This window comes from Moraxella boevrei DSM 14165, from assembly GCF_000379845.1.
GTDB classification, from domain to species: Bacteria; Pseudomonadota; Gammaproteobacteria; order Pseudomonadales; family Moraxellaceae; genus Faucicola; species Faucicola boevrei.
The window spans coordinates 112,303-129,846 of sequence record NZ_KB903771.1 but is presented as its reverse complement, the minus strand read 5'-3'; the positions used below and the strand labels follow the sequence as shown (position 1 = coordinate 129,846).

14 protein-coding genes and 1 pseudogene are annotated in these 17,544 nt (G+C 40.8%); 8 read left to right on the top strand and 7 right to left on the bottom strand.

All coding sequences use genetic code 11. The features are described from left to right. Positions 1-26: 26 nt before the first annotated feature. Positions 27-365 (top strand): ISC system 2Fe-2S type ferredoxin, encoded by a 339-nt coding sequence (gene fdx, locus A3G3_RS0101830; RefSeq protein ID WP_019518842.1) that lies wholly within the window; start codon positions 27-29, stop codon positions 363-365. 106 nt (positions 366-471) lie between these two features. Here the strand turns inward: fdx and A3G3_RS0101825 are convergent, their stop codons facing one another. Beyond that, on the bottom strand, positions 472-1,827 hold the full coding sequence (locus A3G3_RS0101825) for an adenylate/guanylate cyclase domain-containing protein (protein WP_019518841.1): 1,356 nt from the start codon (positions 1,825-1,827) through the stop codon (positions 472-474). 13 nt (positions 1,828-1,840) lie between these two features. Beyond that, on the bottom strand, positions 1,841-2,278 hold the full coding sequence (locus A3G3_RS0101820; RefSeq protein WP_019518840.1) for an HIT domain-containing protein: 438 nt from the start codon (positions 2,276-2,278) through the stop codon (positions 1,841-1,843). Between the two features lie 270 nt (positions 2,279-2,548). On the opposite strand from A3G3_RS0101820, the gene A3G3_RS0101815 reads away from it, so the two are divergent. The 7 genes from A3G3_RS0101815 to A3G3_RS0101785 all read left to right on the top strand — a co-directional run bounded on the left by A3G3_RS0101815 (position 2,549) and on the right by A3G3_RS0101785 (position 11,538). After that, positions 2,549-4,252 (top strand): mechanosensitive ion channel family protein, encoded by a 1,704-nt coding sequence (locus tag A3G3_RS0101815; RefSeq protein WP_228702696.1) that lies wholly within the window; start codon positions 2,549-2,551, stop codon positions 4,250-4,252. Positions 4,253-4,352: 100 nt separating this feature from the next. Then, positions 4,353-6,947, top strand: coding sequence for a heavy metal translocating P-type ATPase (locus A3G3_RS0101810; RefSeq protein WP_019518838.1), 2,595 nt, complete (start codon positions 4,353-4,355; stop codon positions 6,945-6,947). 170 nt (positions 6,948-7,117) lie between these two features. Next, positions 7,118-7,447, top strand: a complete 330-nt coding sequence (locus A3G3_RS0101805; RefSeq protein WP_019518837.1) for an ArsR/SmtB family transcription factor — start codon at positions 7,118-7,120, stop codon at positions 7,445-7,447. Positions 7,448-7,525: 78 nt separating this feature from the next. Then, complete coding sequence (locus tag A3G3_RS0101800; RefSeq protein ID WP_019518836.1) at positions 7,526-8,584, top strand: NADH:flavin oxidoreductase/NADH oxidase; 1,059 nt, start codon at positions 7,526-7,528, stop codon at positions 8,582-8,584. A 9-nt stretch (positions 8,585-8,593) separates the two neighbouring features. Then, positions 8,594-9,256: an NAD(P)H-dependent oxidoreductase gene (locus A3G3_RS0101795; protein ID WP_019518835.1), complete on the top strand. Its 663-nt coding sequence runs from the start codon at positions 8,594-8,596 to the stop codon at positions 9,254-9,256. Beyond that, positions 9,257-10,240 carry an LLM class flavin-dependent oxidoreductase gene (locus A3G3_RS0101790; RefSeq protein WP_211207536.1) on the top strand — a complete coding sequence of 328 codons (984 nt, stop codon included), beginning with the start codon at positions 9,257-9,259 and terminating at the stop codon, positions 10,238-10,240. 110 nt (positions 10,241-10,350) lie between these two features. Then, on the top strand, positions 10,351-11,538 hold the full coding sequence (locus tag A3G3_RS0101785; protein WP_019518833.1) for an iron-containing alcohol dehydrogenase: 1,188 nt from the start codon (positions 10,351-10,353) through the stop codon (positions 11,536-11,538). A gap of 383 nt (positions 11,539-11,921) precedes the next feature. On the opposite strand, the gene rpoD is transcribed toward A3G3_RS0101785, so the two are convergent. The 5 genes and pseudogenes from rpoD to A3G3_RS0101760 form a co-directional block, all read right to left on the bottom strand. Beyond that, a complete protein-coding gene (gene rpoD / locus A3G3_RS0101780) occupies positions 11,922-13,847 on the bottom strand; it encodes an RNA polymerase sigma factor RpoD (RefSeq protein ID WP_026212786.1) in 1,926 nt (641 codons plus the stop codon). A 130-nt stretch (positions 13,848-13,977) separates the two neighbouring features. Then, positions 13,978-14,244, bottom strand: a complete 267-nt coding sequence (locus A3G3_RS0101775) for a 2Fe-2S iron-sulfur cluster-binding protein (RefSeq protein WP_019518831.1) — start codon at positions 14,242-14,244, stop codon at positions 13,978-13,980. A 32-nt stretch (positions 14,245-14,276) separates the two neighbouring features. Then, complete coding sequence (gene nrdB, locus A3G3_RS0101770) at positions 14,277-15,410, bottom strand: class Ia ribonucleoside-diphosphate reductase subunit beta (protein ID WP_019518830.1); 1,134 nt, start codon at positions 15,408-15,410, stop codon at positions 14,277-14,279. Between the two features lie 171 nt (positions 15,411-15,581). After that, positions 15,582-16,390, bottom strand: a pseudogene (locus A3G3_RS12935) (Rpn family recombination-promoting nuclease/putative transposase). Positions 16,391-16,500: 110 nt separating this feature from the next. Beyond that, entirely contained in the window at positions 16,501-17,442 is a 942-nt protein-coding gene (locus A3G3_RS0101760) for a pirin family protein (RefSeq protein WP_019518828.1), read from the bottom strand. Between the last annotated feature and the right edge of the window lie 102 nt (positions 17,443-17,544).

Genomic DNA, 17,544 nt, shown 5'->3' with positions numbered 1-17,544 from the left:
ACAAATATTGAAAAATAGGAAATACCATGCCAAAAGTAACCATTTTACCCCACCATGAAATTTGCCCAAACGGTACAGAGATTGAGCTCAATGTTGGCGATAATCTATGCGAAGGTTTGTTAGAAAATGGGATAAAAATTGAGCACGCTTGCGATTGTTCGAAGGCTTGTACCACTTGCCATGTGGTCGTGCGAAAAGGTTTTAATAGTCTTGAAGAAATGGACGATATTGAAGCCGATTTGTTAGACCGTGCTTGGGGATTGGAGCCAAATTCTCGCCTGTCTTGTCAATGCTTTATGACGGACGAAAATTTAACCATTGAAATTCCAAAATATACCTTGAACCACGCGTCAGAAGGTCATTAAATTTTACAAAAATGAGAAGCCGTTTATGATAAGCTTGCCGGACCATAACGATTTATGATTTTTCTACACATCGATAGGGTCAATGCGAATGAATTTTTTTATAGTATTAATTTAGCTTTTTATCCAACAAATCCAACGCATGATTTAGATGATTTACAATCGTGCGTTTATCATAATTACGAATATCTTTAAAGTTTAAATGCAGATTGAACCCTGACAGCTGATAATCCACCCAGTTATCTTGATTGCGGATATCGTTTTTTTGTGGGTCTAGCACTTCCCACACCATAACAGGGTTTTGCAAGCCTTTGAGTCGCACTTGTCCGACAATTTGACAGCGTAATTTATGCGAAATTAGATTATAAGTACTTTCGCTAATTAAAATTTGATTGGGTTTTGCCGCCGACTCCAAACGAGAAGCAAAATTCGCTTCTTTGCCAATCAGCGTATAAGTCATACGGTTGTGGCTACCAAAGTTGCCAACATAGCAATAGCCCGTATTAATACCAATCCGCACATACAAACCGTCAAAACCGAGCAACCGCCATTGTTGGCGTAGTACCTGCATTTCACGACGCATTTCAATCGCCATCATTGCACAGCGTAACGCATCATCTCGTTCGTTGCTATCAGGATTATCACCAAAAAAACATAGCAAGCCATCACCGATAAATTTATCTAGCGTTGCCCCATATTTTTGGGTAATTTTGGTCATCGCATCAAAATAAGTATTGAGAATATTTGCCAAATGGTCAGGGCTGATACTATCTGATAAATCGGTAAACCCGACAATATCAGAGAAAAAAATCGTTAATTTTCGGCGTTGGTTAATTACCGAGACATTTTTGTTTTGTTGGATAATTGGTTGCCAAACTTGGGGTGGTAAAAAGCGTGAAAGTTTATTTACTCTTGAGACCATACCTTGTAGTCGGTCTTGCGTTTTTTGTTGGTTTTCAGTTAAATATTGAACTTTTGTTAATAAGTACCACATTTGATGCAAAAACATTAAGGCGGCTAATATCAAGCTAATATTACTTAAAATGGATAGTTGTTTTTGTGCTAACTGAATTTGCCAACCTATACTAGGCAAAACCAACAATACCAAAATTACCACGCTGATGGAACCGACAGCGAGTAAGGTGGTGAAGTTTTTTTGTTTTACCAAAAATAAACGGTATGCCAAGATTAACCACAAACAAATGGATGGCACATAAGTGAGCTGGAAAAACCCCAACATGGTGGCTAATAATAATAGCGATAGGGCGTCAAAGGCTAAGCCACGGCTTTTTTGCGTGGTGATAAAGGTGATAATCAGGCTTGCGGTCATTAGACCAAAAAACGCTAACTGATACCCGAGCGGTTGTACTATCGCCCCAAGATATAGTGCAATGACTAAAATAACCAAAAATTCTGGATAACGCAGTTGGCGAAGTAAGAATTTTTTAACCCGAATCAGTTCCATTCTCTGCTACTTTTTATACATTCATCTTCCAGTCAAACGGCATATCACGATGCCCACGTAATGCCATCATCAAGGTTTGTTGCATATGGCTCAACACTTGGGGCGTATAGGGAATTGCAGGTCTGCCCCACACAGCATTTGGCCAAGCCACATCATTGTGATAACGGACAATATGATGAAAATGTAGCTGTGGCACTTGATTGCCCAATGCTGCGATATTCATCTTATCGGCTTGGAAGGTTTTGGCTAATTGGCTAGATAGCCAGCTTGATTCACGCAAAAACTGAGCTTGGTCGCTTGGGCTTAGTTCGTATAGCTCTTTTACCCCTGCGACTCGTGGGATTAAAAGTAGCCAAGGAAATTGACAATCGTTCATTAATCGGCAGGTTGATAATGGAAATTCACCAACCAAAAAGGTATCTTTTGCCAATTGTGGGTGTAAATTAAACATAGTTACTTGTTCTCATTATTGTTAAGTAGGTTTTTAAAAACATTGAATAGATTAAAACAATCAAGCGTTTAGATAAAAATTTTCCTTATTTTAGCATTATTTGCCAACTTTATACAGATAAAAAGCCATTAAAAATTGCGAAAAATTGTCCAATCGGTAAAAAATCTGCAAAAATTCTCACAATTTTGGCATTGTCAGATAAAATTTAGTTGGTTACAATAGACGATTTTTAAAATCTTATTTTCTTGTTTTAAAACGTCTGCGAATAAGTTGGGGAAAATTGTGTTATTGGTCGGTTCTGCTAAAAAGTTAAATTATACCAAAAAAATGATGTCTAGCTTGCCAAAAGCGGTGTTGGTTAGCACGTTGATGCTAAGCCCAAGTTTAGGGTTTTCAGTGGGAACGCAAGCACCCGCAAGTAGCACTGCACCAACGACTACACAAGATACCTTTGGGCGGGACACACCACGGGGTGCGATGCAAGGTTTGCTTAAGGCATTGGCTCAAAATGACAAAGAACTTGCCACCAACTACTTGCCTGTAAATGAACGGAAAAATAGTAAAGCGTTGGTTACAGAGCTCAAAACAGCCTTAGATTCAGGTGGACGGATTGCCAACGAATTGCAAATGAGCAATGACCCTGCAGGAAACTTGGGTGATAAACTTGCACCAAACTTGGACAAAGTTGGCGATTTAACTTTAAGAAATCAGCATCAAGATAAAACGGTAGATATTTTATTTGAACGTGTCAAACAAAAAGATGGCACACAAGTTTGGTTACTGTCGGAACAAACGCTAAAAGCGATACAATCGGTAGAAAATATTGGCAAAACTACGATTGTAGAAGCGTATATGCCCAATGATTTGTTAAAACAAGAAATTAAAGGCTATAGCGTTGGGCATATTTTGGCAGTGATTGTGGTGTTGGTGGTGACGTATGCCTTGTCGCTGTTGTTAAGTTGGTTTTTATATGCGATATTTCGTGCTGTGTATCAAGCCACCCACCGTGCTAAATCGCCTGATGAATTGCCAAAACCTGTACCGATTGACAAACGGGTGATTGTGCCAATGGCGATGATTTTGACAGGGATTTTTATTCAAGAATTGATGATAATCGTTGGGATTAATCTGGTCGTGCGAAATATTGTGGAACGTATGGCGGATATTTTGTCGTGGGGAGCATCAGTTTGGTTATTTTTGCGGATTTTGGATATTATTTTTACCCCGCTTGAGCGGTATGCCACCGAAAATCATCACCCAGAACGCTTGTCCGTGTTAAATTTATTGCGAAAAGTCATTAAGGCATTATTGTTAATCGTAGCGACCATTGTGATTTTGGGCAATTTGGGGTTTGACTTAACCACAGGGATTGCGGCGTTGGGGATTGGTGGTTTGGCGTTAGCACTGGGGGCTCAAAAAACCATTGAAAACCTAGTTGGTAGCGTGTCACTCGTGGCTGACCAGCCCGTAAATGTCGGTGATTACTGCGTGTTTGGTAGTCAAGAAGGTACAGTAGAAGATATTGGCATTCGTTCCACACGCTTACGCACATTAAACCGTACACTGGTGACCATTCCCAACGGTAGTTTTTCATCCATGAGCATTGAGAACTATAGCAAACGTGATATGTTTCATTTTAACCAATTATTTTACATTTCACGTGATAGCAACACCAAAAAACTGCGTGAGTTTATCGAAGAAGTGCAAATTTATATTGTCAATCACCCTGTGACCAATAGTCACTGGAACCAAGTGCGGATTTCTAGTACGCAACAAGATGCCTATATCGTAGAAGTACGCTGTTATTTAGCGGTAAAAGGTGTCATGGATTTTAACGAAAAACAAACCTTGATGATTTTACGCATTGCTGAAATTATGCAAGAAATGGGGCTAAAAAATGCCCTGCCAACCAGTCATGTAAAAATGGAAGCTCCTGTCAAGGATAACGAATTAAAGCCTAATAGAGAAAAATGAAAAAATGGTGGAATAAATGCTATAATACGCTAAAACTGCGTGAATGGCGTGGTAAATTTATCTGTTATGATTGCTAATAGGATTTGCAACAAGGTTTTTTATGTCCGAGTTTACCACCACTTATCAATACACTGAACTGATTTTGCCCCCTGACGGGCATTGTTTTCACTGTGGCGACCCTCTGCCAAAACAACCATTTTTTACCAAAATATTGGCGGAACAACGCCCCATGTGTTGCCTTGGCTGTCAATTAGCCAGTCAAAGTATCGTGGAAGCAGGGCTTGAGCAATATTACCTTGACCGTAGCGAGATTAACCGCACGGCAAGCCTACCTGATAGTTTATATCAACTGCAAGCCTATGACCATGATGATGTGAAAGCCCAATTTATCTACGCTCAACAAGGCAATAGCGTTGCAGAATTATCGGTGAGTAATTTACGCTGTAGTGCCTGTGCGTGGTTGATTGAGACTCAACTTTCTCGGCTAAATGGCTTACAACAATGTCAAGTAAATCTAACCAATCAACGCATGCGAGTGTTATGGGACGAAACGCAATTACCGATTAGTCAAATTTTGTCAACTATTCAACAAATTGGCTATAATGCCAAACCCTATCGCCAAGACACCCACGAAGCCATGCTTCGCCGTGATAATCGTAAAATGTTGTTTCAACTCGGGATCTCGGCATTAGGGGCAATGCAAGCCATGATGTTTGCAGTCGGTTTATATTTTGGCGAATATGCAGGCATGGCGGATAACGACCGAGAGTTTTTGCGTTGGGTGTCGTTATTTGTCAGTATTCCTGTATTTTTTATTGCAGGATTGCCATTTTTTCAGTCGGCGTTTTCGGCGATAAAAGCCCGTCAAGTGAACATGGATGTGCCAATTAGTTTGGCGATTGTGATTACGTTTTGTGCAAGCTTGTATGCCACTTTGACCCACACGGGCGAAACGTATTACGACTCAGTCAGCATGTTGATTTTCTTTTTATTGGCAGGTAAATATGTGGAACATAACGCACGCGTCAAAGCGTCTAGCCTTGCCAATGATTTGGTGGTGGTTGAGCCGATATTGGTGGCAAAACTGGGGCAAGCACAAATTGTTGATAAAGAAGATAAAAATTATTTAACAAATTTACACCATTTAAGCCAAACATATCAAGCTAGTTTAAATCACTTAGCAAATCAGTCTTTAAACGAGCAACATTTGGTATCTGCTCAAAATCTGCAAATCGGTGATATTATTCGCATTGATGCAGGGGTAAATGTGGTGGCGGACGGTATTTTGTTGTCAAAAGTTGCTACAGTGTCGCAAAGTTTGTTAACAGGGGAAAGTGATTTAATTGTTAAAAAACTTGGCGATAGCGTGATTGGTGGTAGCCAAAATGACAGTCAGCCCTTTGTCATGCAAGTGACCGCCTTGCCAAAAGATAGTCAAATAGGGGTAATTGACCGCCTTGTCAATCGTGCGTTAAGCGAAAAACCGCAAGTAGCATTAAAAGCCGATAAATTGGCACGTTGGTTCGTGGCAAGGGTTTTAGTGATTGCCAGCGTGGTATTTTTGGCGTGGTATATGATTGAGCCGAGTAATGCGATTTGGGCGACCGTGGCGGTGTTGGTGGCGACATGTCCGTGTGCATTATCACTTGCGACACCGATTGCATTAACGGTTGCGACCAATCGTTTGGCGAGTTTGGGATTTTTGGCAACTCGGGGGCATACCATTACTAGCTTGGCACAGGTTAGCCATGTGGCGTTTGACAAAACAGGTACATTGACTTATGGACAGCCAAATTTGTTGGCGATTGATATTTTGGATAAACAATATAATCAACAAAACAGTAAAGATGTTAAAGATCAACTCCTTGCAATCGCAGGCAGTTTGGAAGTAGGTAGCCGACATCCGATTGCCTATGCGTTATTGACCGCCACACGTCAGCTACATTTGCCCATGAGCCACGATTTACAGCATATTGTGGGGGGTGGGGTACAAGCCACGATTGATAATGAGCATTTTCGCTTGGGGCATTTTGCCTTTGCCACAGACCATGCAGTTACTGACGTGTCTATTTTGCCCAATTTAGCCAATTATCAAGCCAGTATCAGCGTTACTTTAAGCCAGTGGCAAGACAATCATTGGCAAGCGTTAGCCCATTTTTATTTTCATGATAAAATCCGTGAACAAGCCTTTGATGCGATACAAACCTTGAAAAATCAAGGTGTTGAAGTATTAATGTTAACAGGTGACCCTAGTGAACAAGCGGACAAAGTCGCTTCCCAACTCGGGATTGACGTGCTGTATAAAGGCTTAAGCCCTGATGAAAAAGTCGCCCATATTCAAGCCTTACAAAATGCCAATCATATCGTGCAAATGGTCGGCGATGGTATCAATGACGCCCCTGTATTGGCAAGGGCAAACGTCTCAACGGCAATGGCTGGCGTGGCAGATTTGGCACAAGTATCTAGCGATTCGCTCGTATTAAATGGTGAAATTCAGACGATAGCCGATGCCTATCGTGTGGCACACAAAACCGACCGTATTATTAGCCAAAATTTTCGTTGGGCGTTGGGGTATAATCTAGCGGTGCTAATTCCTGCAGGGCTTGGCTATGTGCCACCTTGGGCGGCGGCGATTGGCATGAGTTTGTCAAGTTTTTTTGTGGTGCTAAATGCGTTAAGATTAAAAAGGGCTTAATGTTTAACCAAATGTTATCGCAACAAATGTCTCATGACAAACTTGATAAATTTATAAATTTTTCTGCTAAACAAAAGTAAACACGATTAATTTTGCAATGATTTTACTAATATGCGTCTTAAAACCAAAAAATAGATTGACATATCTAAAAAAATAGATATAATATCCCCATGACACTAACAAATGACAAAACTGCCTTGCTTGATGCTTTTAAAGCTTTATCCAACGATTATCGGCTGGACATGCTTTTGTGGCTAAAAGATCCCGAGACGCACTTTGTCAATCGGGGTAATAATCCCGATGATTTTGACGGTGGCGTGTGCGTGGGCATTATTACTGAAAAAACAGGGTTGGCTCAGTCGGTGGTTTCATCCTATCTAAATAACCTAAAAACGGCAGGTCTTGTTGAATCCAAACGCATTGGCAAGTGGACGTATTATCGCTACAATCACCAAGCGGTGCAGACACTTTTAGGTGTATTAGATGATATGTTAAGCTAAAAAAATTTTAATTTTTTATATCTATATTTCTAAATATGAGTATATCTTATCATTCACTTTTATTTTTTAGGAGCTATTATGGCAAAATTTCGTTATTTACAAAAACCTTTTACACTCAAAGGATTATCACTTAAAAATCGCATTGTCATGCCCCCAATGTGTCAATACCAAGCGGTTGATGGCGTGCCTAATGATTGGCATTTTGTCCATTATACCAGTCGTGCCATTGGCGGTGTGGGGCTTGTGATTGTGGAGATGACCAATATTGCCCCTAATGGGCGTATCTCGCCGAAGTGCTTGGGGCTTTGGAATGATAATCAGCGTGATGAATTTGCCAAAATCGTGGCAAGCGTGCATAAATATGATGCCAAAATCGCCATTCAAATCGCCCACGCAGGGCGTAAAGCTGAAGATTGCGATGATGTGGTTGCACCTTCTGCCATTCATTATGGCGATTTGGATTTTAAAGGCCAAAATTTAAAAACCCCACGAGCGTTAAGTACCACCGAGATTGACGAGATTGTTGATGGTTTTGTAAAGTCAGTTCAGCGTGCCATTGATGCAGGGTTTGACGCCATTGAATTGCATGGGGCTCACGGTTATTTGATTCATCAATTTCATGCACCAAAATCCAATCAGCGTGATGATGAATATGGTCAAGACCGCTTTTTATTTGGCGAAAAAGTCATCAAAGCGGTCAAGGCGGTTATGCCAAGCGATATGCCGCTCATTATGCGAATTTCTGCCCAAGAGTATGGCGAAAACGGCTATGACAGCGATTATGGCGTAGAAATTGCCAAGCGTTATGTGGCAGCAGGCGTGGATATGCTCCACATTAGTGGTGGTGGCGATGGCGTGCTTGCGGTAGGGCATTATCCAGAGTTTAGTGCAGGCTATCAAGTATTTTTGGCATCAAAAATCAAACACGCCACCAACGTACCAACCATTGCGGTAGGAATGCTCGATAATCCACAGCTTGCCGATAATGTGCTTGCTCGTGATGCCGACCTTGTGGCGGTGGGGCGTGGACTTTTGCGAGACCCACACTGGTGGCTTAACGCCCAGTACAATCAAGTAGGGGCGGATTTTGATGGGGTAAACGATGTGCCAGACTCTTATGAGCGTGGGTATTTTTAAGGAAAATTTATGAAAATATTTGATAAAGACGATATTATCCAAGCCTTTAAAAGCCGTGCGTCCACCCGTTCTTATGATAAAGACCGCAAAATTAGCGATGATGAATTTAACGCCATTTTACAGTTTGGGCAGTTAAGCCCAAGTTCGGTCGGTTCTGAGCCATGGCGGTTTTTGGTGTTACAAAACAAAGAATTACGCCAAAAATTAAAACCTGTGGCGTGGGGCATGACGAATACGCTTGATACCGCAAGTCACATTGTTGTGATTTTGGCAAAGAAAAACGCTCGTTTTGATACGCCATTTTTTGATGCAGTCATTGCACGGCGTGGTCTGACTGACGATAAAAAACAACAAGCTTTAGCGGTTTATGAAAAATTCCAAAAAGATGACATTGCCATCTTGGAGAACGAACGCACGCTGTTTGATTGGGCAAGTAAGCAAACTTACATCGCCCTTGCCAATATGATGACAGGAGCCATCCTGCTTGGTGTGGATAGCTGTCCAATTGAAGGCTTTGATTATAAAGCTGTCAATGATATTTTGGCAAATGAAGGGCTGTTTGACCCCAACGAATGGGGCGTGTCGGTGGCGGTAACCTTTGGTTATCGTGATAAAGACATTCGCCTAAAATCTCGTAAATCGCTTGATGAGATTGTAAGATTTGTGGAGTAAATCATGCAATTATCTATTCTAAATCTTGCCCCTGTTCGCCAAGGTCAATCGCCCAAAAATGCGATTGACAGTTTGGTTAATTTAGCCAAATTTGCCGAAAATCTAGGCGTGGCACGCTACTGGATTGCCGAGCATCATAATATGCCGTCTCTTGTCAGCTCTGCCACACAGCTACTGATTGGCCACGTTTTGGCACATACCATAAGCCTAAACGTCGGTAGCGGTGGCGTTATGCTTCCCAATCATTCTCCTTTGATTGTCGCTGAACAGTATGGCACGCTTGCCACCCTTTATCCAAATCGTGTTGAGCTTGGGCTTGGGCGAGCCCCTGGCACTGACCCGATGACCGCACGAGCATTACGGCGTAATGAAGCAGACGTGTCGCACAATTTTCCGCATGACGTTGCCGAGTTACAGCATTATTTTGGCAATAATACCACAAGCGTCAAAGCCGTGCCTGCGACCAATACCAACGTACCGATATATATCTTAGGTTCTAGCACATCAAGTGCCTATCTTGCTGCCGAGTTGGGCTTGCCGTATGCTTTTGCCAGCCATTTTGCCCCACGCATGATGGTGGAAGCGGTCAAGATTTATCGCACTCAGTTTAAACCAAGCCAAGTGCTTGATAAACCATATGTGATTATTGGTACGAATGCCATCGTTGCTGATACGGATAAAAATGCCCAATTTTTAGCCACGTCTACCTATCAATTTTTCTTAAATGTGGTGCGTGGGCAGAGCAATCCCTTATTACCCCCTGTGGATAATATGGACGAAATCTGGCATCCGCACGAAAAATCAATGGCGATGAATATGCTAAATTGTTCGCTTATCGGCTCGCAAACGACCGTCAATCATCAGTTAAATACGCTAAAAACCGCAGTCAATCCTGATGAACTTATGGCGGTCAGTTATATTTTTGATGAAGATTTGCAAAAGCAAAGTTATACGATGTTAAATGATATTGTAAAAAATTACTAAAATTATTTTAAAAACTGTTAAAATGATTGTTAAAATCATGCCAAAGATGTATGGTGCAATTTTTGGCAATCATTTATCATAAACACAAAATCTAAATAAAAGGCAAAATCATGAACAACTTCACCTATTTTAACCCTGTCAAAATCGTCTTTGGCGAAGGTCAAATCAAAGAATTGGCGAGTTTAGTGCCAAAAAACGCCAAAGTATTAATCACCTACGGCGGTGGTTCGGCTGTCAAAACAGGCACGCTTGACGAAGTCAAAACCGCTTTAAATGGGGAAAGCCGTGAAATTTTTGAATTTGGTGGTATTGAACCAAACCCAGAATTTAGCACACTCATGCGTGCGGTGGACATGGTTCATGCTCATAATATTGACTTTTTGCTTGCGGTGGGTGGTGGTTCGGTGCTTGACGGTACAAAATTCATTGCTTTGACAGCGACTTTAAAAGACGATAGCGATCACGAACAGGCTTGGCAAGCTCTATTAAACCGTACCAAAGATATCACCTCCGCCATACCGCTTGGTACGGTACTAACCATTCCTGCTACAGGCTCCGAGATGAACTCAGGCGGTGTGATTAACCACAGCGAACGCCACGCCAAACTCTCCTTTGGCAACCCAAACGCCTACCCAAAATTCTCAATTCTTGACCCTGCCAAAACCTTGACATTGCCGATTCGCCAAGTCATGAACGGTATTGGTGATGCATTCGTCCATGTAATGGAGCAGTATTTGACCTATCCTGTGAATGCCAAAGTGCAAGATGCGTTTAGTGAGAGTCTTTTAAAAATTTTAATTGAAGAAGGCACAGCGGTCAAAGAAAACCTCAATGACATGGACATTCGCAAAAATATCATGTGGACGGCGACTATGGCGTTAAACGGTCTGATTGGCGTGGGTGTACCACAGGATTGGGCGACGCACATGATTGGACATGAAATCACCTCCCTGTATGGCATTGACCACGCACGGACATTGACAATTATTTTACCGTCATTACTTACCGTGTTAAAAGACCAAAAACATGCCAAGCTAGTGCAATATGGTAAAAATGTATGGAATTTGACAGGCTCAGATGATAAGATTGCTGATACAGCAATTGTTAAAACCGCAGAGTTTTTCAAATCACTAGATTTGCCAATTAGTTTTAACGATGTGGAGCTTGACGATAATGTCATTTCCCCGATTTTAGCCCAATTACAAGCACATGGTATGGTAAAACTTGGCGAAAATAAAAACGTGGATTTGGCGGTGAGTGAGCAGATTTTAAGGGTGGCGGTAGATTTTAAGGCTTAATGAGTAAAATATTTAAATATGGCTAATTTTAATGATTAGCCATAATATATTTTTCTGATTGGCAAGTAGCTTAAACTCAACTCAAAAGATAACAAAGTTTTTTCGCTGGTAGCGGACTTGTCAAACCATAATGAAAATACCGCTAATCACATTACTAACAATAAAGTCTAAATCTTTATACTATAGTGAAAACTGAAATATACTGAACAAGGTCGTTCATGGTGAACCTACTAAACCTAAGACCGTTACCCTTTGACAAGCTCAGGGCGAACGGTGCTTGTTTTAACTTAGTTTTACTATAATTTTCATTAATTTTAACTAAAAACACGGTTGTTTTTCTAAAAAATAACCGTGTTTGAGTGAACCAATATGAATAACACCCATTAATCATTTTCAAGGAATGAGCGTAAATGCTCCGAACGAGAAGGGTGACGCAGTTTGCGTAAGGCTTTGGCTTCTATTTGGCGGATACGCTCACGAGTTACGTCAAACTGTTTGCCGACCTCTTCTAAGGTGTGGTCGGTCGCCATGTCAATGCCAAACCGCATTTTTAACACTTTGGCCTCTCGGTCGCTTAAGTTGGCAAGTACTTCACGTGTGGCTTCTTTTAAGCCTTGGGCGGTGGCTTCATCCACAGGGCTGTTAATGCTCGAATCTTCAATAAAATCCCCCAAATGGCTGTCTTCATCATCGCCAATCGGTGTTTCCATAGAAATCGGCTCTTTGGCGATTTTTAGCACTTTACGCACTTTGGCTTCGTCCATGTCAAGGCGTTCGCCCAACTCTTCGGGCGTTGGCTCACGCCCCATTTCTTGTAATAACTGACGGCTAACCCGGTTAATTTTGTTAATCGTTTCAATCATATGCACAGGAATGCGAATGGTACGAGCTTGGTCGGCGATTGAGCGAGTAATCGCTTGGCGAATCCACCATGTTGCATAAGTTGAGAATTTGTAACCACGGCGATATTCAAACTTATCCACCGCTTTCATCAGACCGATGTTACCTTCTTGGATAAGGTCAAGGAATTGTAAACCACGGTTGGTATATTTTTTGGCAATGGAAATTACCAAACGTAAGTTGGCTTCTACCATTTCTTTTTTGGCACGGCGGGCTTTGGCTTCACCCACTGACATATTGCGCGCCACTTTTTTCATCTCATTAGTGTCCATGCCAAGCTGGATTTCATAGTTAGCGATTTTGCCTTGATGGAGCAAAACCTCGTCCAAAATTTTGCTCAAATTATCGGCAAAATCAGGTTTGCCTGCAATACGATTTGGCAACCATGCGAGGTTAGTTTCGTTATTTGGAAACGTTTTACGAAATTCTTCTTTTGGCATTTTACCACGGCGAATAACCAGTTTCATGATGTGGCGTTCGTGTTTTCGCACGTCTTCATAAACTTCACGCATCATATCCATGATGATATCCGACACCCGCCCTGTCAGTTTAAACAGCATAAAATAATTTGCTAAATCTTGATAGGCTTGGGTAGCTTGTTCACTATTACGACCGTGTTTTTCGGTGGCGGTTTTGGCAAGTTGATACAGTTTCTCTAGTTCGGTAAAGCGGTGTTTCACTTCTTCAAGGTCAAGTCCGCTGGTATCGTCCGCTTCGGCATCATTGCCAATATCATCGCTTTCTAATTCTTCTTGGTTTTCTTCGTTCTCAGCATCTAAGTCATCCAAATCTGTATCTGCCAAGATTTTTTTTGGCAAAACTGGCAAGTCAATTTCATCTGTACCTTCGCCGATTTCAATATCATCAGTATTGGCATCCAAAAAGCCAGTGATAATATCTGATACCTTTTTTTCCCCTTCAAAAGTTTCTTGATATTCAGATAGCACGAGCTCCACCGTACCTGGCCAAAAAGTCATGGCATATTGTACATCACGCACGCCGTCTTCAATCCGTTTGGCAATCGCAATCTCGCCTTCACGCGTTAACAAATCCACCGTCCCCATTTCACGCATATACATCCGCACAGGGTCGGTAGTTCGCCCTGGTTCAGACTCAACCGATGCCAACACCGCCGCCGCTTCATCGGCTGCAATCTCATCATCGTTGCCGTCATCGCTTAGCATAATGTCATCTTCGTCAGGGGCGATTTCAAAAATCTTAATACCCACATCCGACAACATCTGAATAATGTCTTCAATCTGGTCGCTTTCGGTTACCGAGTCGGGCAGTTGGTCATTAATCTCGGCATAAGTAAGGTAGCCCTGCTCTTTCCCCATTTGGATTAAGGTGGCTAATTGGGAAGTAGAATGTTCGTAATCGCTCATGCTCGCTCGCTTTTTGTCTTTGATGTGAAAAATTTTTAACAGTGTTAAAAACTAAAGATAACTTGCTAAAAATTAACCGACTATTATAGCCGATAAATGGGGATCTTTGCCAAAATAAAAAGGTTTTTAACAAAAAATTTTCACTGTGTCAAAATTATTTGTTAACTTTGCATAACTGTATCGCCCCTTTTATTTGACAACAACAGGGCAACAACTCATCATCCGCCAACATAACCAACGGCGATAAGGTATAATGAATTTCGCTATCATCATTTAATTTAACAAACTTTTGTTTGCAAGTACCACAATAACCCTGCTGACATTCAAAATCTACTACCACACCAACCCGTTGTAAACCTGTCAACAAAGTTTCATTATCATGCAAATAAAAACGGATTTGTTGGTGAATAATCCATGCCATATTGTTAATTTTTTTATTAAAAATATAATAAATTATAATTCAAAATTGTCAAAATCATTGGTGCTTAATTCGGCATCAATTTGCCCAACCAAATAAGACGTAATTTCCGACTCTTGTGGGGCGACTTGCACATTATCTGATGATAGCCAATTATTCATCCATGGCAAGGGATTATTTTTGGCATGGGCAAAAATTGACGGTAAACCAATGGCTTCCATACGTAGATTGGTAATATATTCTACATACTGTGATAAGATGTTTTCATTTAACCCAATCATTGAGCCATCTTTAAACAGATATTTTGCCCACGTTTTTTCTTGCTCGGACGCAATGCGGAAAATTTCTACGCTCTCGGTCTGGCATTCTTTGGCGATTTCTGCCATTTCAAGGTCGTCTTTGCCTGCCTGCATAAGGTTAATCATGTGCTGTGTACCGTTTAAATGCAAGGCCTCATCACGGGCAATTAGCTTAATAATTTTGGCGTTGCCTTCCATGAGTTTGCGTTCAGCAAAGGCAAAGGAACAGGCGAATGATACATAAAAACGAATGGCTTCTAATACGTTAATCGCCATTAAACATAAATAAAGTTTTTTCTTTAACTCTCTTAAGCTGATTTTAACCGTTTTTCCCTGAATTTGATGTTGACCTTCGCCGTATAAATTAAAAATTTGGGCAGTTTCGTACAAGTCATCATAATATTTGGCAATGTCAGTCGCACGCTCCAAAATATATTGATTTTCCACGATTTCATCAAAAACCTTGCTTGGGTCGTTGACAATGTTGCGGATAATATGGGTGTAACTGCGTGAATGAATGGTCTCCGAAAAGCTCCAAGTTTCAATCCATGTTTCTAGTTCAGGAATGGACACGATCGGTAATAGCACGGCATTGGGGCTACGTCCTTGGATACTGTCAAGCAAGGTTTGGTATTTTAAATTGCTCAAAAAAATGTGCTGTTCGTGGTCAGCAAGGTTGGCAAAATCCAAGCGGTCCTTAGATACGTCAATTTCTTCAGGTCGCCAAAAAAATGACAATTGTTTTTCAATTAATTGCTCAAAAATTGGAAATTTTTGTTGGTCGTAACGAGCGACATTCACAGGTTGACCAAAAAACATTGGTTCGGTTAAGGGATTGTTTTTGGTTTGGCAAAAAATGGAGTAGTGCATGGCAAAATATCCAAAATCATTAAATTTTTAACAACATAATTGTTAATAAAACTTCAAAGGAAAGATGAAAAGTTAGCTAACTATAATAGCATTTTTTAGTCATTTTTGCGACTGCATTTTTTGGTTTTTGCTAAAAATTGTGTAAAAATATGCCTATAACTGAAGAATTTCTTATTTGCTTAAACCTGTTGCTTTTATAATATCAGCAATCGGTAAATTGATTAATTTTAGATTTTTGGCAATCTCTAAGAATTTTGTATGTTCACCCTGCTCAATACCATGCTGTATCAAATATCTATCCGTTGCTAAATTATCTCTATAAGTCTTTAAACTGTATTCATACTTTTGCCATTCTTCACGGTTCATGTTGGCGATTTGGGCGGTTTTAAAGGCTTGTTCAAACACTTCGTTGCCTTGAAATACTTGCGGTATCATCTGTAAATCCTTTAGGTTCTTGATATAAAATAACCATTTGTCAAGATTGGTTTGTAGTTCATTTTCGCTCTTGTCAAATTTTGGCATTTCAAAATAGACAAGGGTAAATTTATCATAAAAAATCTGATTGTTTTGGTCTTTGAGTTGTACTTTGTGAATGACTTCGTTGTCATCACTAAAGCAAAAATCCAAAATACTGATACAGTAAACCGCTTTTAATTCATAGTTCCAGTTGCCTTTTTGGGCTTGTTCGTTAATGGGAAAACTTGAGTAAAAAAGCGTTCTGTCTTTAAAATAATCTTGTTTGGTGCGTTGTAGTTCTACGATAAGTTTTTCGCCTGTGATGCTTTCGCAAAAAATGTCATATATTGCTTTTGTGTCTTGGTCGGTTTGTCCGAGTTTTTTGGTATTTTTAAAGCTTAAATCCGATATTTGGTGATGGCTTGGTAATATGCTGTTGAGAAAATCAATTAGCAAGGGTTTATTGACTGCTTCGCCAAAGGTTTTTTTCCGTAATCGGTAAATAGGTTGATAAAGGTTTGCATAGAGTTAAACTGTGATAAACGTGAATACTTTTATGATAAAACAAAACCGATAATTTTGCAATTATCGGTTTTGGGATTGAGTTAGTGTGGTATTTATCAAACATATTGGATTAAGCCACTTGCCCAAATTTACCTGCGTTAAAATCCATAATTGCTTGATGGATTTCTTGTTCAGTATTCATGACAAATGGTCCATAGCCCACGATTGGCTCGTTTAACGGCACGCCACTCATTAACAATAATTCCACGCTATTATCCGCCGTGATAAAACGCACATAATCCACGCCTTGACTGCCTTTTTCGGTTTCAAAACATACCAATTCACAGGCGTGAGCTTGATATTGCACTTGGTTAATGCCCACTGAACCTTGACGCACAAGCACCAATAAATTATGCGTGCGTGGAATTGCCAACTCAACCTGTGCATGGGCGTTTAGCTGAATATCCCACAGGTTAATCGGGGTAAATGTTGTACCAAGTCCTTGTGTGGTTTTGGCTTGTGTTTGTTGAGTTTGTTGGGTGAATTCACCTGCGATTAGCCGAGCTTTTCCCACGTTTTCATGTGTATCATTTTGCAATGCCACGACAGGAATATCCGCATTGGCAAGGTGTTGATATTTGGCAGACGTGCCTTTGTCTTTGGTAGGTAAATTTATCCAAAGTTGCACCATTTCAAAATCACCACCTGTTTCGCTAAAGGTTTTGGAATGAAATTCTTCGTGAATAACGCCGTTACCTGCGGTCATCCATTGTACATCGCCTGTACCGATCGTGCCACCACCACCGCTTGAATCACGGTGTGTCACTTCGCCCATGTAGGCAATGGTGACGGTTTCAAAACCTTTGTGCGGATGTTGTCCCACGCCACGAGGCTCGGCTTGGTTGGGAGCAAAATACTGTGGTGAAGCGTAATCTAACATCAAAAATGGGTCAGTACGTTTGTCAGCGACCATGTGGTTAAACATCGGATTGACATGAAAACCGTCGCCAACCCAATGTGGGCTTGGGGCGTTGTGGATTTGGCTGACTTGGCGATAAGTTTTGTTGTTCATAGGATAGTTCCTTATTTATGCTTGGTATGATAACTATCATGGGGTTTTGATTTCTATTTTCAAGTTATTTTTATGATAAAAGTGTAATTGTTAATTTTTGCT